Source organism: Flavobacterium aestuarii (genome assembly GCF_040049115.1).
GTDB lineage: Bacteria > Bacteroidota > Bacteroidia > Flavobacteriales > Flavobacteriaceae > Flavobacterium > Flavobacterium aestuarii.
On sequence record NZ_JBDLZZ010000022.1, the window covers coordinates 26061 to 46171 of the forward strand.

Sequence of the window (20111 nt, forward strand, 5' to 3'; positions counted from 1 at the left end):
ACCATATCATGGAAAAGAAAAAAACAAACAAAAAATTCATTATAATCCTATCGGTTTTAATCCTAGTTGGAGGAACTTATGGAATCACAAAATACCTGCATTCACAAAAACATGAAGAAACAGATGATGCTCAGATAGAGAAAAACATGAACCCAATAATTCCAAGGGTTTCAGGATATATCAGCAAAGTGTATGTAAAGGATAATGATTTTGTAAAAAAAGGAGATACTTTATTTACCATCGACAAAAGAGATTATCAGTTAAAAATTGAAGAAGCAAATGCTGCTTACATAGGTGCCGAAAGCAGTTTTGAATCTGCCAAGGAAGAAATAGGAAGCGCATTGGCAAGTGTTGCTGTTTCGAATGCCAATATACAATCTGCCGGAGGGAATATTGAAACTGCCAAAATCAGATTAGGAAGAGCTACAAGCGATTATATCCGTTATGAAAATTTATACAAATCCCATTCAATCACCAAACAGCAATACGAGCAGGCATTGGCAGCCAAGCAAGAAGCCGAAAGCCAGGTACGTATTCTGCAGCAGCAGCAAAAAGCAAGTTCTTACCAGAAATCAGCTATTGAAGCTAAATCTAGAGTTTCGGATAAACAGACACTGGTAGCTGCCGCTAATATTAAAAAAGCTAAAGCCCAATTGGAAGCTGCTCAGTTAAACTTGACTTACACAGTAGTAACTGCGGCTATTGATGGCCAGGTTTCTAAAATTGATATACAGCCAGGACAATTGGTACAGGCTGGACAGTCTTTATTTTATATCATCAATAATAACGAAGCTTGGGTTGTGGCCAATTTTAAGGAAACACAATTAAACAGAATGGTTGTTGGCCAAAAAGTAACTGTAAAAGTAGATGCCTATCCTGACTATGATTTTCAAGGTACATTAACATCATTTTCACCAGCAACAGGTTCTCGTTTCTCTTTATTGCCACCGGATAATGCTACAGGAAACTTCGTAAAAACTATTCAGAGACTGCCTGTAAAAATCAGTTTAGATGCAACAAATGATCCTGAAAAAGTAAAATTATTGCGCCCAGGGATGAATGCAGATGTTGATGTTCATTTGAAATAAAATAACTGTTAGTGATTAGTGAATAGCTGTTAGTAATTTGGGGCTAATTACTCTTTACTATTCACTAATCACTGAATTTAAAATTCATATAAAAATGACAAAAACAGTACAAGCACCCGACGACGATTTAGTCGAATACGGTTACAGGCGTGTTCTTATCACAATAACAGCAGTACTTTGTGCCTTGCTGGAAATTGTTGATACCACCATCGTAAATGTAGCGCTTACCGATATGCGAGGGAGTCTTGGAGCGACTTTAACCGATGTTGCATGGGTAATTACAGCCTATGCAATTGCAAATGTTATTGTAATTCCAATGACAAGCTGGTTATCACAGCAATTTGGAAGACGCAACTACTTTGTGGCTTCGATCATACTTTTTACAGTTTGTTCTTTCCTTTGCGGTAACGCAACAAACATTTGGGAACTCGTAGCCTTTCGATTCGTACAGGGTATGGGAGGAGGAGCCTTACTGGTAACCGCACAAACTATTATTACCGAGAGCTACCCCATAGCAAAACGTGGAATGGCACAAGCTATTTACGGTATGGGTGTAATCGTTGGACCTACCCTTGGCCCTCCATTAGGAGGTTATCTAGTTGATAATTATTCATGGCCATATATATTTTACATCAATATCCCATTGGGAATTATTGCAACCGTACTGGCAATTTCTTTTGTAAGAAGTCCAAAATACGGAGAAAAGCTAAAAGCCAATCAGGTCGATTGGTGGGGCATTATACTATTGGCAGCTTTCATCGGATCTTTACAATTTGTCTTAGAGCATGGACAGCAGGACGATTGGTTCAACGACCCTTTAATTACTGCTTTGAGCGTAGTAACTATTATGGGGTTAATACTCTTTATTTGGAGAGAACTCACGTATAAACATCCAATTGTAAATTTAAGTGTTCTAAAAGACGGAAACCTCAGGATAGGAACCGTAATGTGTTTCATTCTTGGTTTCGGGTTATATGGTTCAACATTAATTATACCCATCTATACTCAATCCATATTGGGCTGGACGGCAACCGATGCGGGATTATTACTGATTCCGGGTTCGATAACAACAGCCTTCATGATGCCAATTATTGGTAATTTAATTCAAAAAGGAGTACCGCAGACTTATATGGTAGCGGTTGGATTTTTAATCTTTTTCTTCTTTTGTTTTATGATGTACGGCAACATGACTCCCGATACTGGAGTAGAACATTTATACTGGCCATTGATTTTAAGGGGAATTGGATTGGGATTATTATTTGTACCAATAACCACGCTTTCACTTTCGACCCTAAAAGGAAAACATATTGGAGAGGGAGCCGCTTTTACAGGAATGATGCGTCAATTGGGAGGATCATTTGGTATTGCTATTATTACCACATTTATCACCCGCTGGAGTCAGGAACACAGAGTAAATTTACTCACCCATTTAGACCCGAGCAATTATCAGGTACAGCAGCGGATCCTAGGATTGCAAAGAAGCTTTATGTCCAAAGGATTCAGCAGTAACGAAGCTCTGAGCAAAGCCCATAAAGTGATTGAATTTTCAGTAATGAAACAAAGTACCGTACTATCATATATGGATATTTTCCTTTATCTGGGAATCATGTTTTTATGCTGCATTCCTATCATTCTTTTGGTCAAAAAAGGGAAAAACAAAGTAAACCCTGCCGATGCTATGCATTAGATTAGATTACAGATTTTAGAATACAGAAAAGCCGAATCCTACGAATTCGGCTTTTTTATGTTTCAATAAGAGGCTAATAATTGCTTTAAACTGCTAATTTTCAGCACAACGGGGGCTTATAGGGGACATACCTGCCCTTTATACCCCCTTTACCTACCAAAAACACGGAGTGAAACTACCCTTTAGCGGGAGTAAATCTACTGCTTAGCCTTTCTTATTTGCTTATAAATTTGTAGCCATTATTTCCTATATTTGAAAAGAAGTACAAAAAGTGCTTATCCGAATAATTTATTCGAATTCAGAAGACATATGAAGATTTCAATCGCTACTTGAACAACAACAACTTCCCAATACAAAAACAAACTAATTACTCTTCACCATTTTATTGTACTTATTACGGTATTCAACAGGAGAAAGCCCAGTGATTTTTTTAAAAGTAGTCCTAAATGCTTTTGTATCTGTATACCCCACATCAAACATTACTTCATTAATATTTTTGCGGCTGTTTTCAAAACTCCGTTTAGCAAATTCAATTTTTACACGGTGAATATATTCTAAAACCGTATTGTTGGTAGCTAGCTTAAACCTGCGTTCCAGGCTTCTTTTGCCTAAGCCAATAATTGCGGCTAATTCTTCGACAGTAATACGTTCACTGCTATTTTGTTCAATATAGTTCTGCGCGTTTTTTATGGCTTCGTCAGTGTGGCTTTTTTGACCCTGAAACATTGCAAAAGCCGACTGGCTTTCACGGTCAATGTCTATGGCAAAATATTTAGAAGTAAGAATAGCAGTTTCACGGTCTGTGTATTTTTCAACCAGATACAATAATAAATTCCAATAGGAATTTGCACCGCCACTTGAGTATATCCCATCTTCTTCGGCAACAATACTGCCGTCCTGAACTTCGACTTCGGGAAACATTTCTCTAAACTCATTTTGAAATCCCCAATGTGTCGAACATTTTTTGCCATTAAGCAAACCTGTAGAGGCCAGCAGAAAGGCGCCTACGCAAAGCGAAGCCACTTCGGCACCATTATTATATTGATCAGTAATCCACGAAATAGTTTTCTTGTTGGAGGCAATGGCTTGAGGCATATCTCCAAACAAAGCAGGGATAATAACCAGATCTGTTTTTTTTACATCTTTCAATAATGCATCGGTATGAATAGAAAATTTACCTTCGTTTATAAAAATTTCTTTTTTCAAACCAACCAGTTCTACATTAAATAAAGGCTTTTTCCCAGATACGGCCAAAAACTGATTTACTGCATTAAAACAATATTGCGGATCTGCGATGGCTTGCATAACCGAATTTTCGGGTATTAAAATTGATACGTTTTTCATATCACTAAATTAAAAAACATTTTGTCGCAAATGACCTTTTTTTTGTCTTTTATACACAATCCTTTTTTCACATTACTGCACCATCTTTGTATTATTCAATTACTTATAAATTTAAAAAGGTACTCTTATGAAAAATATCCTTTCCTATTTAACTTTCAACGGCAATTGCAAAGAGGCGATGCACTTTTATAAAGAATGTTTAGGTGGCGAATTGTATTTTCAACCTGTTGGCGAATCACCAGCCTCCGCGCAGATGCCAAAAACAATGAAAGACTGTATTTTACATTCCTCGCTAACCAATGGGAATGTGGTGATAATGGCAACAGATATGGCACCGCAAAACGAATTCATTAAAGGGAATAATTTATCTTTAATGATTGATTGCGAAAGCGAATCAGAAATTAAAAAGTTATACGGAGCCTTATCAGCTGGCGGCCGTTCTGCTCATCCATTGCAAGATACGTTTTGGGGTGCCATTTTTGGGGGCTTAACAGACAAATACGGTAACCATTGGCTCCTTAATTATACGAGAGAAACAAATAACAATTAAAAATAAACCAAATGAAAAGCAACAACGTAACATTACACAGAGTTTTCACTGCTAGTCCCGAAAAAATATATCGTGCCCTTACAGATGCCGATGCTCTTGCTTCCTGGATACCTCCTTATGGATTTGTAGCCAAAGTTCATCATTTAGATCTTAAGATTGGTGGCAGTTATAAAATGTCTTTCACTAATTTTACTACAGGCAGCACACATTCTTTTGGAGGAGAATATTTAGAGCTGAAAGAAAATGAATTTTTAAAGTACACTGATAAATTTGATGACCCAAATCTGCCTGGCGAAATGATTACAACAGTATGGCTCACAAAAGTACAATGCGGTACCGATATAAAAATCACTCAGGAAGGGATTCCAGAAATGATTCCTGCAGAAATGTGTTATTTAGGATGGCAGGAATCTTTAGAAAAATTAAAAAAATTAGTTGAGCCTAACATTCCTGACGCTTAAAAATATCAAACATATAAGTCATATAAGCATAATAAATATCAAAACTTATATGAACTTGTTATTACTTAAGTTATATAAGTGCAACAGCAGATATAACCAAAACTTATATGACTTATATGTTTAAAAAAAACATTATTCTTAATCCTTAATAAGTTTTAAATTTAAAAAACAGACAAAATGAACAAACAGATCTTTATTAATTTGCCAGTAAATGACCTTGCGAAGTCAGTGCAATTTTATACTGCATTAGGATTTTCCAACAATCCGCAATTCTCTGATGAAACAGGAAAATGCATGGTATGGAATGAAAGCATTTTTGTGATGCTTTTGTCACACGAAAAATTTTCATCCTTTACATCTAAGCCAATTGCTGATACTAAGACAAACATTGCGGGACTTTTTTCGCTATCGATGGAAAATGTTGAAGCTGTAAATAAAATAATGGATGATGGCTTAAAAGCAGGAGGAATAGAACCTGTCGAAATGAAAGATTATGGGTTTATGCAACAGCGGACCATAGAAGATTTTGATGGACACACCTGGGAGATTTTCTTTATGGATATGTCAAAATTTCCTCAACAATAAATAATAAAACTATGAAAAAGCAAAAAATCATTTTTTGGGTAACAACAGGGCTGATCTTTATAATGGAAGGTTTAATTCCTGCGTTTACTTCGCAGACAGAAATGGCCAAAGAGGGTATTCGGCATTTGGGTTATCCTGAATATTTTGGAAATGCATTAGTAGTTTTCAAAGTTTTAGGTGCGCTGTCGCTAATCATTCCGCAAGTATCAAAACGCATTAAAGAATGGGCATATGCCGGCTTTGCTTTCGATTTTATTTTTGCATGCATTAGTCATTTTGCTATAGATGGAATGAATTTTCAATCCTTTTTCCCATTAATCTTTTTAGGTATTTTGACGGCTTCCTATATTTCTTATCACAAAATTAATTCCTCTATAAATTAATACAAAAAGCAATATTATGGCACTTATCAATCCACACATTAACTTCAACGGCAATGCCGAAGAAGCATTCAATTTTTACAAATCAGTATTTGGCGGAGAGTTCGCAATGATTATGCGTTTCAAAGACATCTCAAGCCCTGATAATCCAATATCAGAAAATGAAGCCAATAAAATAATGCACATTGCCCTGCCTATCGGCAAAAATATTTTGATGGGAAATGACGTTCCCGAAATAATGGGACGCGTAAATGAAAATGAAAACCGGTCTAAAATATCTATTAGCGCAGAAAGCCGTCAAGAAGCCGATAAGTTATTCAACGGACTTTCGGCGGGCGGCAATATCGAAGTGCCAATTGATGATAGCCCATGGGGTTCTTATTTTGGAATGTTTAGAGACAAATACGGTATCGAATGGATGGTAGATTTTGATCCAAAATATAATGGAAATGCGGAAATTAAATAAATATTTTTACTGCTGATTACACTGATTCCCACAGATTCTATTAAGTTTCATAAGAAATCTGTGGGAATCTTTTTAATCGGCAGCAAATTTTGGCTTTCGATATTACTCCCGGAAAACCTTAAAATTTATTCTGTTTTCTAAACGCTATTGCCTGGGTGTATTTCAACAGCTTAAAATCTATCTCGTAAAAACCAGATTGTTTCCTTTGGATAAATTGGCATCAAACTGATAGCCATCATAATTAAAACCTTTTAAATCCTCAAGAGTCTGAGCGTTGGTATCCAAAATATAACGAACCATAAGTCCTCTGGCTTTTTTGGCAAAAAAACTGATAATCTTCAAATTTCCATCTTTGTAATCCTTAAATTCGGGATTGATGACAGGAACTTTCAATGCTTTTACATCTATAGCCGAGAAATATTCATTGCTGGCCAGATTGATAAACAATTCGTCTTTTTTAAGTTCTTTGTTTAAAGAACTGGTAAGTGTCTTTTTCCAGAACTCATATAAGTTTTTGCTTTCGCCAATGGGCAGTCTGGTTCCCATTTCCAATCGGTATGGCTGTATTAAATCCAATGGCTTCAAATACCCATATAATCCCGATAATATTCGCAGGCTATCTTGAAGCTGGCCTAATTTTTCGACTGGAATCGTATACGCATCAAGCCCTGTATAGACATCACCATCAAAAGCATATATAGCTGGTCTGGCATTTTCGGGCGTAAAAGGAGTTTTCCAGTCCTGATTGCGTTTCCAGTTTAAATCCGCCAATTTATCCGAAATTGACATCAAATCGGATAACGATTTTGGAGACTGCTGTCTTAAAACTTTATGGACTTGTCTGGATTCTTTTAAAAAAGAGGAGGAAGTATGCTGAGATGTTGGTAATTCTTTTTCGAAATTCAATGACTTGGCAGGCGATAATACAATTTTCATATATAACTGTTTGTAGGTTCAAAAATACAAATTGAAAACTATAATTGACAAACAATAAATTGAATTGTTTGATGCTGTGATAGAAATATCAGATGGGAACTGCCATTTTATAAATCAATTTTTAAAGCAATCCAAAAACAATTTCCCCAATAATTGTTACATTTGAATGAAATTTATAAAATGAAGATATTTTTCACCCCTCTTTTTTACTTTTTATTCCATGCTGTATTTGCGCAATCGGCAGATCAGTATTTCGAAAAAATTAGAAATAACGAAGCGCTGCTGACTGCTTTCTTTTCTCAAATGCCCAAAGGTGGCGATCTGCATCATCATTATTCTGGATCTATTTATGCAGAGCCATTATTAGCTCACGCCATTGCCAAAGATTTTTATATCAACACATTAACAATGGCCGTAAGCCAAGAGAAACAATCTGGAAATGAATGGGTTTTATTTTCTGCTTTGCAAAAGAACGGAGAATTGGAAACCTACAAACAAAAAATAATGCAGAAATGGTCAGTCAAAGATTACAACAATGTTGACTATCCATCGGATAAATTGTTTTTTGAATCTTTTATGAAATTTGAGCCTGCTATCAGTGGTAATTTTGAAGCAGGGCTATTGGAACTAAAAAACAGGGCAGTCAAAGAAAATGTAAGCTACATCGAAACCCAATTATCGACCATTCCATGTGCTATAAAAACAGATGATTTAGCAAAATACAATACCTATTTGCGAAAAATAACTGCCCATAAAAACGAAAAAGCCGTAATGCAGTCTCTGGATTCGCTATATGCCATTTTCATTAAAAAAGATGCCAAAAAATATGCTTCCGATTTTAATGAAAACTTTGTTGCCAAAATGCACAAAGACCTCAAAATCGATGACAGTCAATTCACGATGCGTTATCAGAATTTTGTATTGCGTTTTATGGAGCCTGTCGATTTATTCAAAAATCTGGTAGTAGCTTTTATCTCGGCCGACAGCAGTCCGCTTATGGCGGGAGTCAATATTGTTTCTCCCGAAGACGGAGAAACTTCGATGAAAGATTATGAATTACACATGCTGATGTTCAAGTATTGCCACAGCCATTTTCCAAAAGTAAAATACGCTATGCACGCAGGTGAATTAACTTTAGGATTAGTTCGCCCGGAAGAATTGACATGGCATATCAATTCGGCTGTTTTTACCGCTGGAGCCAATAGAATTGGTCATGGAGTCGATATCGCATATGAACAGAAAAGCTATGATTTACTGCGTTATATGGCTCAAAACAAAATAGCTATAGAAATCAATCTTGCGAGCAACGAATTTATTTTGAAAGTAAAAGAGAACCGTCATCCTATTTTGTTATATAAAGAATTTGGTGTACCAATTGTCATCAGCACCGACGATGCTGGAATACTGCGCACTAATATGACTGAGCAGTATGTTTTATTGGCTAAAAGATATCCGGCAATTACCTACAGTGAAATCAAGCAGTTTGTTTACAACAGTATCAATTACAGCTTTATTCAGGACACCAAAGTAAAACAACAATTAACACTGGATCTGGATAATCGTTTTAAAGCTTTTGAAACAAATTATCCTATTAAATAACTGTTCTTTCAATTCTATTTTTCCGGCAGGCAGCTTTTTTAAGTGGTCATAAAAATATATTTTTTTTTATCTGTAAAAATTTAAAAAAAAATTAACATATATTAAAAACAAAACTTACATTTGGATAAAAATAGTCTTTTAACTACTATTTTAACAAACCTATCCCCCCTTTAAAATGAAAAAAACTGTTTTAACCCTTATTACCTGCCTGTTCACTTTTTGTATGTCTGCTCAAGATGAAAACACATTAAAAAAGATGGATTCAATTGAAAAATCATTTAAATATCAGCATGGATCCATTGATTTAAAAAACGGAATTGGAAAAATAAATATTCCTAAAGGGTTTAAATATCTTGAACCAGTGCAGGCTGAAAGAGTTTTAGTTGATATCTGGGGAAATCCGAAAGGCGAAAACTTAACATTAGGATTGCTTTTGCCTGAAAATCAAGGGGTCTTAAGTCAAAATGGATATGTATTTAATATTCAATATGACGAAATCGGGCACGTTGAAGACGATGATGCTGATGATGTGAACTATGATGATCTGCTTGCTGAAATGCAGAAAGAAACAGTCGAGGAAAATAAAGAACGCCAAAAAGCAGGATATGAACCAGTAACAATTGTAGGCTGGGCTGCAAAACCATTTTATGACCAGGACAGGAAAATACTGCATTGGGCAAAAGAAATCAAATTTGGACAGAGTTCTGTGAATACTTTAAACTATAATGTTAGAATTCTTGGGCGAAAAGGTGTTTTGGTACTGAATGCTATTGCAACTGAGAATGAATTGCCTTTGGTACAAAAAGACATTAACAAAGTACTTGACATCGTTCAATTTAATGATGGATACAAATATGAAGACTTTGATTCCAATGTAGATGAAGTTGCGGCCTGGACAATTGGCGGACTAGTTGCTGGTAAAGTTTTGGCCAAAGTTGGTTTTTTAGCAGTAATTGCCAAATTTGGAAAACTGATTGTATTAGGGTTTCTAGGTCTCTTTGGTGCTTTCAAAAATAAAATAAGAGGATGGTTTTCTAAAAACAAGGGCGACGAAAATGAAGAAGAACCAAAACAGCTTGAAGAACCAATAGCCCAAATAGAAGAAGCAGAAAAAAAAGAAGAAGAACCTGAAATTGCAGACAGAGAACTCTAACTAACTTTCTTAAAACAATACAAAGCCTCATTTTTGAGGCTTTTTTGCTGAATAATCTTTTTCAAAATTTAAATTATGGCTAATTTTGCCAAATTTAAATTTTTACTTCAATACACGCAAAATGAAACATTGGGACATTCTTTTATCCAATCAGGTTGACAAAAAAAGCTTCATAGACACCTTATTATCAGGCAGAATAATAGGTAAATTATCAGTTTTTAACAACCTGAAAGGGATTTTGTTTTCTGATATTTCAATTCAGAAATTAATTGAAGAAGAATACATACACGATTCCATTGAAGCCACCGCTGACTCACACCGAAACCTGCGCACTTTTTCATCGGGTGAACGAAAAAAAGAATTTTTAAAATACTGCCTCAGACAAAAACCTGATTATATTATTCTGGATAATCCTATGGATCATTTAGATATTGCTTCACGCATCGAATTGTCAGCCGAGATTAAATCCATCTCGCATTCGGTTGGTATTATTCAGTTAGTAAACAGAACTATTGATCTGCTTCCTTTTATTGCCAATAAAGCGCAGATAAATGATAACTCATTTGAACTAAAAGATATCAGTACAATTGAACATTCAATTGAAAATAATGAATATAAAATACCCATTCACAAAGAGATTTTCAAAGACGGTATTCTAATAAAAATGAATTCCGTTTGTGTTTCTTATGATGAAAGACCTATCATCGATTCGCTGTCTTGGACTATTAAACAAGGGGAATTCTGGCAGTTAATTGGCCCGAACGGTTCTGGAAAAAGTACCCTTTTATCGCTGATTACAGGTGAAAACACCAAAGGCTATGGTCAGGATATTGAACTCTTTGGAAGAAAAAAAGGAAGCGGTGAAAGCATTTGGGAAATCAAGAAGAAAATCGGGTCTTTCTCAACATCGATGACCGATTTATTTAACAGAAATACTACTTTGGAAGAAATGATTCTTTCCGGTTTTTTTGATTCAATTGGATTGTACAGACAGCCGACAACCTTACAGCGAAAAATTGTTTCGCAATGGCTTGATGTAATCGAAATGACTCCGCTGAAAAAGAAAATTTTCAATCGGCTTTCTATTGGTCAGCAAAGGCTTGCGCTTATTACCCGTGCAGTTCTAAAACATCCGCCATTATTAATTTTAGACGAACCGCTTGAAGGATTAGACGATCATAATGTGGCTTTGGTCATACAGCTCATCAATACAATTAAGAAAGAAACGAACATAACCATACTGTTTGTTTCACATAGAATGGAACCCAATCTTGCACCCAATTCGGTTTTGGAATTACAGTCGGGTTCAACAGGGTCTAAAGGAGTGATAAAAGCATTTGTTTCTTAATTGCAATTTTCCTGTAAATAGTTCTATCGCCAAAGTCATTGCGAGGAACGAAGCAATCTCACTTAGAACAATACAGCAAATGTGATTGCTTCGTTCCTCGCAATGACCATTCGAGACGAAAAAAATCATAACAAAAAAGCCTTATTTCTCTCCTTAGCCCTGATAGAAGAGGAAATCCTTTTTATTTTTCCTTTAAAAATAAAAAGATTGCAACGGATAGCAGGAACCCATATCTCCAAAAATACCTAATGCTTCTGCTCCAAAAAACAAATAATAGTTAAATGCTGATTAGAAAAATACTACTCCAGGAGGTAAGATGATTCCATAAAATTTGTAACTTTTATACTGACATCACGTATAATAATTTTAACTTTAAATCTAAAAAACTCATGGGTCCATTTATGATTGCTCTTTTAGTCTTCGGACTGATTATTCTTTTTTCTTCCTTTTTTACAGTTAAACAGCAGACTGCGGTTGTTGTTGAGCGTTTTGGTAAGTTTTTGAGTATCCGCAACTCAGGTTTACAGCTTAAAGTGCCTATTATTGACAGAATTGCAGGCCGTGTAAACTTTAGAATCCAGCAATTGGATGTAATTATTGAAACACAGACCAAAGACAATGTGTTTGTGAAAATGAAAATTTCGGTACAGTTTAAAGTCATTCCGGAACACGCTTATGAAGCATTCTACAAATTGGAATATCCGCATGATCAGATTACGGCTTACGTTTTTGACGTAGTTCGTGCCGAGGTTCCAAAACTTATTCTGGATGATGTTTTTGCAAGAAAAGATGATATTGCAATTGCTGTAAAAAGAGAATTAAACGAAGCAATGATGGCGTATGGTTATGATATCATCAATACTCTGGTTACTGATATTGATCCGGATATTCAGGTGAAAAATGCGATGAACAGAATTAATGCTGCCGAAAGAGAAAAAACGGCTGCCATGTTCGAATCGGAAGCACAAAGAATCAGAATTGTTGCAAAAGCAAAAGCCGAAGCCGAAAGTAAAAAACTGCAGGGTCAGGGTATTGCCGATCAAAGAAGAGAAATTGCGCGCGGACTGGTAGAAAGTGTTGAAGTATTGAACGAAGTTGGAATCAATTCGCAGGAAGCATCAGCTCTGATTGTGATTACACAGCATTATGATACACTTCAGGCAATTGGCGCCGATACAAATTCTAACTTAATTTTACTGCCAAATTCACCTCAAGCTGCAAGTGATATGCTGAATAATATGGTAACTAGTTTCTCGGCTTCGAACATTATTGGAGAACAAATGAAAAAACAGCCAAAACGTGTGAAAAAAGTGGATAATACATCAACTGATTTTAACCCTTCGGATACTTCAAATCCAGCGGAAACTGTTTAAATATAGTCCCTAGTTGTTAGTGATTAGTCCTTAGCAATTAGAGTTTATTGATACATAAAAAAAGAGAAGCTTTGAGTTTATAAATTCAAGCTTCTCTTTTATTTTTTTCTATTTGTTCAGTAACTCTAAAGAATACTTTTCACTAAGGACTAGAGACTAATTTACTAAGGACTTAAAAAATCATTCCTCATCATCCACATGGTGCGACTTAGAATAGCCTCTCCATTTCTCAATACAATCCTGAAAATCTTGCGGTAATTCAGTATCAAAACACAATCTTCACATCCTCCTTATAAAGTTGCAAAGTAGCATTCAGGCTTGCTGTCCAGCCGTCTATGAAAACTTTACCATCTTTTATAGCGTTTGAAAAATCAGAGCTATTAACTTTTTCCGAATTAGTAATATAATAATTTTTCCCGATTTTATAAATAGCATCTTCCACAACTACTTCGGGTGTTTGTGTCGGTTCGTCCAGACCAACAGTAAAAATCATATTGTAAATGCGTGAATGCGTATCTGTATTAGCTTCTGGAAAAACAATCATTCCGTCTTTCATTTCTAATTTTGGAGCTTCGGCACTATCAAAAACTTTAAAACCTACATCCGGAATTTGTTTTTTGTTTTCTTCAAAAAGACCTGTTTTATTGTTTTCTTCTTCAATTTGACTGGCAATTTTCTCGCCTGCCCGCTTTAGTCTTTCTATGGTTATGGAAGATATTACAGGCGGTAAATTATTTTCCAAACAAAATTGATAGGCTGGTTTATCTTGACCAATAGGTTCATCTATTTGACACAATATAAATTTTCTGTTTCCTCCGTCTTCTGCATTGAGTTGCATAACTGCGTGACCTGTTGTGCCTGAACCAGCGAAGAAGTCGAGGATTATGTCATTTGGACTTGTTGAAACTTGAAGGATTCTGTTTATAAGTTTTGTTGGTTTAGGTGTGTCAAATGGAACAGTAGAACCAATAAATAAATCTCTTAATTCACTTTTTGCTCCAATATTATGTCCTGCTTCATTATAATTCCAAATTGTTGTTGGCACTATTCCGTTTTGGACTTCTGATAAAAACGTCTTAAGATAAGGTCTTGATTTGCCATCCTTTCCAAAAGTAATTCTATTATCTTTTAACAATTCAAAATATTTCTTTTCTGAAACAACCCAAGACCTTGTGGGAGGAGGTATAAAATTATCACCGTTAGGACCTGTAATAGTATAATCATTTGCTTTACTGTATGTTTTTACCGATAAATTTGTAGCAATCCATTCACCTCTTTCGTCATTATCAAGGTTTTTATATTTTGCGTTTAATTCGCTAGGTCTTTCAAATAAATTCGGCAACCAATTCTCTTTACATTTTCCATACAGTAAAATATGATCGTGCACCTCTGAAAAATATTTTGAGTCATTTGAAGCACCATATTTTTTATGCCATACTATATTCGCCACAAAATTCTCCTCCCCAAAAATCTCATCACAAAGCAACTTTAAATTGGCTTGTTCGTTATCGTCAATCGAAATAAAAATAACGCCGTCTTTGCTCAATAAATCTCTTGCCAGCAAAAGACGTGGATATATAAATGCCAGCCAGCCACTGTGGCTTTTCTTGCTCTTGAAACTAAAATCCATTCTCGCAAAATCATCTTCGCTTAAATTATTGTAAATCCCTAAAACTTCGGTTTCTTCTTTGTCAAATTTATCGGGATAAACAAATTGGTCGCTGGTAGTGTTATAAGGCGGATCAATATAAATACACTTTATCTTTTCGGTATAATGGCTTTTCAGGATTTTTAGACTTTCTAAATTATCGCCTTTTAAAACCAAATTTTGTGTGGTGTCAAAATTTTTAGAAAGCGTTTGGTTTACCTTTACTTCTTTTTCAGTTTTTTGAGCATATTTGGCTCGGGCAAAATTTCTGCCAACAAAGTTCAATCCGTAACCGTTTACTTTTTCATCGACAGGCAAACCCGCCAAAGCCTTTAATTCATTGATATTAATTTCATTATCACGAATAAGGGTTGGGTAATTTTCTTTTAAGAAATTTAATAATTTATTGTCAGCGATTGTTTCTACAACTTTAAATCCCGAATTGATAAATTCCTCTTTTCTGTTCATTTCTTTAATTATTTAATTGCGTCGGGCTTTAGCCCGATGTTTAAAATTATAGTCCAATCTGGCTTTAGCCAAACCTGGCTTGAACTTTGGCTAAAGCCACAAAAACACATTTTCATAAAATGGGTTAAAACCCGTTTCTATTGATATTTTAAATAGTAATTCATCCATTTTCATGTATCAAACTCGCCAATTGCGTGCTGTTGATACGTTCTTTAAATGAAATTTTTACGTTCTCGTTTTTGTAATGCTCGTTTAATGCTTCAAAATATTTTTTAGAGAAATCAATTTTTGCTTTTTCATCATCCGAAACTTCGGTTATGGTGTCATAGCCTTTGCTTTCTACTACCAGAAACAGTTTGTTGCCTTCGCTGGTTTTTATGGCGTAGCAAAAATCAGGATTGTAATTTCCAAAAGGCGTTTTGATTTTTAGCTGTGGCAATTTCCCAAAAACTTCAATGCTGTCAATATTCGGATCGGTTTCGATAATATCAATTTCAAACTGGCTGTCGTATTCAATTACCTCTTCAAAAACCCATTTTTCTTTCAGTGAAAAATCGGTCTCTATTTCTTTTTGAAATTTACCTACGCTTCCTGTTTCCAAATATGTTTTTCCGTTTTCGGTCTTGAAAACATTCGGCAGAACACTTCCGCTGATACCATCGTATTTCACATTGGCTTTTAGTGTATTCATCAGGTTTTTATTGATGATTTTAGCCATCTCTTTCAGCGCTTGTGCGGGATTATTGCACAGCATTTTACTTTTAAAATCATTTGGCAAAGCATTGAAAATCTTTACTACAAAAGCAATCGGCGTTTTGGTATTGTTAGATAAATTGCGCACAAATTCTAAATAATCAACCTTGCTTTTGTACGAAACAGTATCGGTTAATTTTTCGGTAATGGCATCATTCGCCCCTATTTTATCAATATTCAATTCGGCACGAATGGTTTGCAGTAAAATTTCGTCAATATTTAACTTTTCGATTTCGTCTTTTATGTTTTGAATCAGTTGATTTTCATTTGCTTCGTTTAAAGTTTCTAACATATAAAAAGCATTTTTATTAATTGTATTCCAAAGATTTTGAAACTCCTGCAAATGCTTCGGTTTGATAAAAACTTTCTTTTTCTCTTTTTTATTTTCGCCTTTTTGAATAAATTCCCTGGCATCAAAAGCAAAGAGATTTTCCAAGACTTTAGTTTGTGCCGGCGGTAAATTTTGAGCTTTAAGAATTACCGAAAAATCAGGAGCTTTTTCATAAATTTTTTGTCCGTCAACAATTGCTTTTCTAACAATCATTTTGTGTTCTTTCAAAACATCATCTACCAAAGTTATTATGGTGTCATCATCAAAATCTGATTTTTCTTTCAGTAGTTTTATCAATTCCTGTTCGGTAAATTGCTGTTCAGAAATAAAGAACGAATTACTCAAAATTTCATTCTGAATAGCTTCTACAAAGCCTTGTTCTTTGTTGGAAACCACAACATCAAGATTGTTGATTTTCCAAAATTCTTCTTGATTTTCGTTCAAAGCTTTTAGTGTGTTGCGTTTCAAATCCTGATTCACGCAAATTCTCAAACCTCGCCCAATTTGCTGTAATTTGGATATTTCACTTCCTTGATTAGAAAGTTTGCAAATCGTAAAAACATTCGGATTATCCCAGCCTTCCTGCAAGGCCCAAATGGAAAAAATAAAACGAGTTGGACTCTCAAACGACAATAATTTCTTTTTGTCTTTTAGGATTTCATCCACTCCTGCTTTTATTTTTTCATCAGCATTACCTTTATCCCCAGAAAAATAACCTTTGTGCACTTGTAAAACTCCATTTTCATCAAAGTCATTTAGCAGGTATTTTTTATAAGCGTCCTTATCTGACAACTGATTAGTGATTACTGAATACTGCTTTTTATATTCTTCTTCAAAAATGGTTTTGATTTTTGGATTTCCTCCACGAAACAAGGAAGTATCGCTTTCGATAAAAAACAAAGTCAATGCTTTTATTCCCTGCGCAAATAAGGTTTTTTCTTTTTCGAAATGAATCTTTATCGTTTCTCTAATCATTGTCCGTAACGATTCATCAGACAAAGAATAATCTACTTTTTCAATCGTATCGTCATTTAAAACAATACTGTCTTTGTTTATTTTCTTGATATTTTTACCATTAAAAATCCCTCCAACGCCTAAAGTTCTTTTGGCACAAATTCCGTTGGTTAATGTATTTACGATTGCCTTTTTGTTATCGATTGTTACAAGTGTATCAGTATTTTCAACAACGTCTTGAGTGTAAACTACAATTTTCTTGACCAGATTTTGTCTGAAAGACGATATGCTATCCAAAACAAAAGCCACATTGGAGAGTGGCAGACTATCTTTCTTTTTGGGAAATGTTGCACCAAAACGCAAATAGTAATTATCAAAACCCTGAAAATATTTTTTAAAAGCATCTCCTTCAAAACGATGCGGTTCGTCCATGATTACAATTGGACTCAAACGCTTCAAACATTCTAAATAGGACTTTGGAGGCTGTTGGTTTTTTTGAAATAATTCGGGTATGCTGATATCATATTCCAACGGACGATTCAGAATATTGTCACGGCTATTAAACGAACTTGGAGTCATTACCAAAACCGACAAATGCGAAGTGCTGATGAATTGTTTTACAGCAGAAATGTTTCCGCCTTCATACACAAAAGTTTCAATTTCTTTTTCCCTTTCGTTGGCATAAAAACTTTTAAAATATTCTTTGGTGTCCTGTAAATTTGTCTTTGTCCCTTCACGAATAGGAACGGTTGGAATAAGAACAATAAATTTTTTGTAACCAAAATTTTTATTAAGTTCAAAAATGGTTTTGATAAACGTGAAGGTTTTACCCGTTCCAGTTTCCATCATCACATCAATATTTTTACTGTCCTGAACAGGAAAATTATATTTCTGCACGCTGTGATGTTCAGCAAACACATCGCTAAAAGATTTACTTTGGCGTAAATTTTCAAAAAGACTAATTATGTTACTAATGCAGTCCTCTTGATAAGATTGTATTTCGTATTGAAATTGTTTGGCGGTCATATTGCGGTAAAAAGAGGCGTGAGCTAATTCCAATTGCTTGCATCTGCGGTGGTCGAATACCGATAGCACAAAGCAAAAGGAACGCCCACGCTTTACCGCAGGCGTTTCCACTTTTACCTTCCCGTGCTATTTGAAATTTTCGACCTTTCAGATACAGGATTTTAAAGCGAAACGCTAATATTTTATATTTCTATTTTTTTCTTAAATATTCTTATACACTTATATTTTTTAAATTTTTCATTACAATACTACATTAAACAAATTTAAACTTTAAACCGTTAAACCTTACTCCTCATCATCCACATGGTGCGACTTAGAATAGCCTCTCCATTTCTCAATACAATCCTGAAAATCTTGCGGTAATTCAGTATCAAAACGCATCATTTCACCTGTATTTGGATGAACAAAACCAAGTGTTTTTGCATGCAGTGCCTGACGTGGCAAAGCTTTGAAACAATTCTCGATAAACTGTTTGTATTTTGTAAATGTTGTTCCTTTCAGAATCAGGTGGCCTCCGTAACGCTCATCATTAAAAAGCGGATGCCCGATATGTTTCATGTGCGCACGGATCTGGTGTGTTCTTCCAGTTTCCAATTTACAGGAAATTAAAGTCACATATCCAAATCTTTCCAAGACTTTATAATGTGTAATGGCTGGTTTTCCAATTTCGGGATCGGCAAAAACAGCCATCTGCATGCGGTCTTTCAGGTGGCGCGCTAGATTCCCTTCAATAGTTCCTGCATCTTGGGCAACATTTCCCCAAACAAGCGCAATATATTCTCTTTCGGATGTTTTGGCTTCAAATTGTTTCGCAAGATGTGTCATTGCTGCTTCAGTCTTGGCAACAACCAATAATCCCGAAGTATCCTTGTCAATTCGATGAACCAGTCCCGGACGCTCACTGCTGTTCATTGGCAGATTCTCAAAATGAAAAGCCAAGGCATTCACCAGAGTTCCGGTATAATTCCCGTGACCGGGATGAACCACCAAACCTGGCGGTTTGTTGATTAACAAAAGTGCATCATCCTCATAAACGATATCCAGCGGAATATCCTCCGGATCCACCCTGTTTTCAAATGGCGGATGTGATAACATAATCTGAATCACATCAAAGGGTTTCACTTTGTAATTCGACTTTACAGTCAAATCATTCACAAAAATATTCCCGTCCGTAGCGGCGTTCTGAATTTTATTCCTTGTTGCATTTGGAATCAGACTCATCAGGTATTTGTCAATTCGCAATATAGCCTGCCCTTTCGGCACTTCAAACCTGTAATGCTCAAATAATTCTTCGTCTAAGTCTTCTATTGATTCAATATTATTGCTCATTCGTAGGCGTTTCTGTATCTGTTACTGGAACAGCAGTGCTGTCTACAGGTTCTTCTTCCTGATAACTCTCTTTTCCATCTCCCAAAACCAAATCAATTTTTGAAGCTTTCAAAACACGATCTCCCGCTTTCATATTTCTTCCTTTATAACGCATTTCAAGAACCATGTCTTTTCCTAAATTAGGCACATACGTAATTGTCCCCGCTTCAAGTCCTAAGGCTTTTAATGTAGGGACAGCTTCACGATATGTTTTTTCTATCAGATCCGGAATTCGTACAGAGGAAAACCCAGACGAATTAATCTTAATATATACTTTTCGGCCAACTTTTACCTTAGTTCCAGGCATAGGATCCTGCTCAACAACACTATATTTTGGATAATCCCCCCTAAAATCAACACTATCCAATAATTCATAATCCAAATCCAATTCGTCCAGCTTATCTTCTACTTGCTCCTCTGTCAATTTTCTCAAATCAGGAACCGAAATTTCATGACCATGATCTGTTGTAAAAGTCAGCCAATGCATAAATAAATATGCTATAGCTACAATAATTGCAAATGCCAAAAGCACTTGTCCAAAAAATACACGACTCGTAAGATATTTTTTTAAGCTCATAAATATTTTTGTTTCC

17 protein-coding genes are annotated in these 20111 nt (G+C 35.3%); 11 read left to right on the plus strand and 6 right to left on the minus strand.

Annotated elements, in window-relative coordinates:
• The first annotated feature begins 8 nt into the window (after positions 1-8).
• A complete protein-coding gene (locus ABEG11_RS17410) occupies positions 9-1088 on the plus strand; it encodes an HlyD family secretion protein (protein WP_348825459.1) in 1080 nt (359 codons plus the stop codon).
• A 94-nt stretch (positions 1089-1182) separates the two neighbouring features.
• Positions 1183-2775 (plus strand): MDR family MFS transporter, encoded by a 1593-nt coding sequence (locus ABEG11_RS17415; RefSeq protein ID WP_348825460.1) that lies wholly within the window; start codon positions 1183-1185, stop codon positions 2773-2775.
• A gap of 363 nt (positions 2776-3138) precedes the next feature.
• On the opposite strand, the gene ABEG11_RS17420 is transcribed toward ABEG11_RS17415, so the two are convergent.
• Complete coding sequence (locus ABEG11_RS17420) at positions 3139-4119, minus strand: GlxA family transcriptional regulator (protein ID WP_348825461.1); 981 nt, start codon at positions 4117-4119, stop codon at positions 3139-3141.
• A gap of 127 nt (positions 4120-4246) precedes the next feature.
• On the opposite strand from ABEG11_RS17420, the gene ABEG11_RS17425 reads away from it, so the two are divergent.
• From ABEG11_RS17425 to ABEG11_RS17445, 5 genes are all read left to right on the plus strand, one after another.
• Positions 4247-4669: a VOC family protein gene (locus ABEG11_RS17425; protein WP_348825462.1), complete on the plus strand. Its 423-nt coding sequence runs from the start codon at positions 4247-4249 to the stop codon at positions 4667-4669.
• A gap of 11 nt (positions 4670-4680) precedes the next feature.
• Positions 4681-5130, plus strand: coding sequence for an SRPBCC family protein (locus ABEG11_RS17430; protein ID WP_348825463.1), 450 nt, complete (start codon positions 4681-4683; stop codon positions 5128-5130).
• Positions 5131-5307: 177 nt separating this feature from the next.
• On the plus strand, positions 5308-5715 hold the full coding sequence (locus ABEG11_RS17435; protein ID WP_348825464.1) for a VOC family protein: 408 nt from the start codon (positions 5308-5310) through the stop codon (positions 5713-5715).
• Positions 5716-5726: 11 nt separating this feature from the next.
• The gene (locus tag ABEG11_RS17440; protein ID WP_348825465.1) at positions 5727-6098 is read left to right on the plus strand and encodes a DoxX family protein; all 372 of its coding nucleotides are present in this window, start codon (positions 5727-5729) and stop codon (positions 6096-6098) included.
• 16 nt (positions 6099-6114) lie between these two features.
• Positions 6115-6561, plus strand: coding sequence for a VOC family protein (locus ABEG11_RS17445; RefSeq protein WP_348825466.1), 447 nt, complete (start codon positions 6115-6117; stop codon positions 6559-6561).
• Positions 6562-6738: 177 nt separating this feature from the next.
• On the opposite strand, the gene yaaA is transcribed toward ABEG11_RS17445, so the two are convergent.
• Positions 6739-7497 (minus strand): peroxide stress protein YaaA, encoded by a 759-nt coding sequence (gene yaaA, locus ABEG11_RS17450; RefSeq protein WP_348825467.1) that lies wholly within the window; start codon positions 7495-7497, stop codon positions 6739-6741.
• A 180-nt stretch (positions 7498-7677) separates the two neighbouring features.
• Here yaaA and ABEG11_RS17455 point away from each other — a divergent pair, with 180 nt between their 5' ends.
• The 4 genes from ABEG11_RS17455 (at position 7678) to ABEG11_RS17470 (ending at position 12970) form a co-directional block, all read left to right on the plus strand.
• Positions 7678-9096 (plus strand): adenosine deaminase, encoded by a 1419-nt coding sequence (locus ABEG11_RS17455; RefSeq protein ID WP_348825468.1) that lies wholly within the window; start codon positions 7678-7680, stop codon positions 9094-9096.
• 175 nt (positions 9097-9271) lie between these two features.
• The gene (locus ABEG11_RS17460; RefSeq protein WP_348825469.1) at positions 9272-10249 is read left to right on the plus strand and encodes a DUF2167 domain-containing protein; all 978 of its coding nucleotides are present in this window, start codon (positions 9272-9274) and stop codon (positions 10247-10249) included.
• A 121-nt stretch (positions 10250-10370) separates the two neighbouring features.
• Positions 10371-11597 carry an ATP-binding cassette domain-containing protein gene (locus ABEG11_RS17465; RefSeq protein WP_348825470.1) on the plus strand — a complete coding sequence of 409 codons (1227 nt, stop codon included), beginning with the start codon at positions 10371-10373 and terminating at the stop codon, positions 11595-11597.
• Positions 11598-11986: 389 nt separating this feature from the next.
• Positions 11987-12970 (plus strand): SPFH domain-containing protein, encoded by a 984-nt coding sequence (locus ABEG11_RS17470; RefSeq protein ID WP_348825471.1) that lies wholly within the window; start codon positions 11987-11989, stop codon positions 12968-12970.
• Positions 12971-13235: 265 nt separating this feature from the next.
• Here the strand turns inward: ABEG11_RS17470 and ABEG11_RS17475 are convergent, their stop codons facing one another.
• From ABEG11_RS17475 to ABEG11_RS17490, 4 genes are all read right to left on the minus strand, one after another.
• Positions 13236-15086, minus strand: coding sequence for a site-specific DNA-methyltransferase (locus ABEG11_RS17475; protein WP_348825472.1), 1851 nt, complete (start codon positions 15084-15086; stop codon positions 13236-13238).
• A gap of 160 nt (positions 15087-15246) precedes the next feature.
• Positions 15247-18261: a restriction endonuclease gene (locus ABEG11_RS17480; protein ID WP_348825473.1), complete on the minus strand. Its 3015-nt coding sequence runs from the start codon at positions 18259-18261 to the stop codon at positions 15247-15249.
• Positions 18262-18435: 174 nt separating this feature from the next.
• Positions 18436-19479: an RluA family pseudouridine synthase gene (locus ABEG11_RS17485; protein WP_348825474.1), complete on the minus strand. Its 1044-nt coding sequence runs from the start codon at positions 19477-19479 to the stop codon at positions 18436-18438.
• The gene (locus ABEG11_RS17490) at positions 19469-20095 is read right to left on the minus strand and encodes a PASTA domain-containing protein (RefSeq protein ID WP_348825475.1); all 627 of its coding nucleotides are present in this window, start codon (positions 20093-20095) and stop codon (positions 19469-19471) included. Before ABEG11_RS17490 ends, ABEG11_RS17485 begins: the two co-directional genes overlap by 11 nt.
• Between the last annotated feature and the right edge of the window lie 16 nt (positions 20096-20111).

Excerpts from the sequence above, each read along its gene's own strand:
- ABEG11_RS17410 (WP_348825459.1), top strand. The coding sequence starts at position 9 with ATGGAAAAGAAAAAAACAAACAAAAAATTCATTATAATCCTATCGGTT.
- ABEG11_RS17415 (WP_348825460.1), top strand. The coding sequence starts at position 1,183 with ATGACAAAAACAGTACAAGCACCCGACGACGATTTAGTCGAATACGGT.
- ABEG11_RS17420 (WP_348825461.1), bottom strand. The coding sequence starts at position 4,119 with ATGAAAAACGTATCAATTTTAATACCCGAAAATTCGGTTATGCAAGCC.
- ABEG11_RS17425 (WP_348825462.1), top strand. The coding sequence starts at position 4,247 with ATGAAAAATATCCTTTCCTATTTAACTTTCAACGGCAATTGCAAAGAG.
- ABEG11_RS17430 (WP_348825463.1), top strand. The coding sequence starts at position 4,681 with ATGAAAAGCAACAACGTAACATTACACAGAGTTTTCACTGCTAGTCCC.
- ABEG11_RS17435 (WP_348825464.1), top strand. The coding sequence starts at position 5,308 with ATGAACAAACAGATCTTTATTAATTTGCCAGTAAATGACCTTGCGAAG.
- ABEG11_RS17440 (WP_348825465.1), top strand. The coding sequence starts at position 5,727 with ATGAAAAAGCAAAAAATCATTTTTTGGGTAACAACAGGGCTGATCTTT.
- ABEG11_RS17445 (WP_348825466.1), top strand. The coding sequence starts at position 6,115 with ATGGCACTTATCAATCCACACATTAACTTCAACGGCAATGCCGAAGAA.
- yaaA (WP_348825467.1), bottom strand. The coding sequence starts at position 7,497 with ATGAAAATTGTATTATCGCCTGCCAAGTCATTGAATTTCGAAAAAGAA.
- ABEG11_RS17455 (WP_348825468.1), top strand. The coding sequence starts at position 7,678 with ATGAAGATATTTTTCACCCCTCTTTTTTACTTTTTATTCCATGCTGTA.
- ABEG11_RS17460 (WP_348825469.1), top strand. The coding sequence starts at position 9,272 with ATGAAAAAAACTGTTTTAACCCTTATTACCTGCCTGTTCACTTTTTGT.
- ABEG11_RS17465 (WP_348825470.1), top strand. The coding sequence starts at position 10,371 with ATGAAACATTGGGACATTCTTTTATCCAATCAGGTTGACAAAAAAAGC.
- ABEG11_RS17470 (WP_348825471.1), top strand. The coding sequence starts at position 11,987 with ATGGGTCCATTTATGATTGCTCTTTTAGTCTTCGGACTGATTATTCTT.
- ABEG11_RS17475 (WP_348825472.1), bottom strand. The coding sequence starts at position 15,086 with ATGAACAGAAAAGAGGAATTTATCAATTCGGGATTTAAAGTTGTAGAA.
- ABEG11_RS17485 (WP_348825474.1), bottom strand. The coding sequence starts at position 19,479 with ATGAGCAATAATATTGAATCAATAGAAGACTTAGACGAAGAATTATTT.
- ABEG11_RS17490 (WP_348825475.1), bottom strand. The coding sequence starts at position 20,095 with ATGAGCTTAAAAAAATATCTTACGAGTCGTGTATTTTTTGGACAAGTG.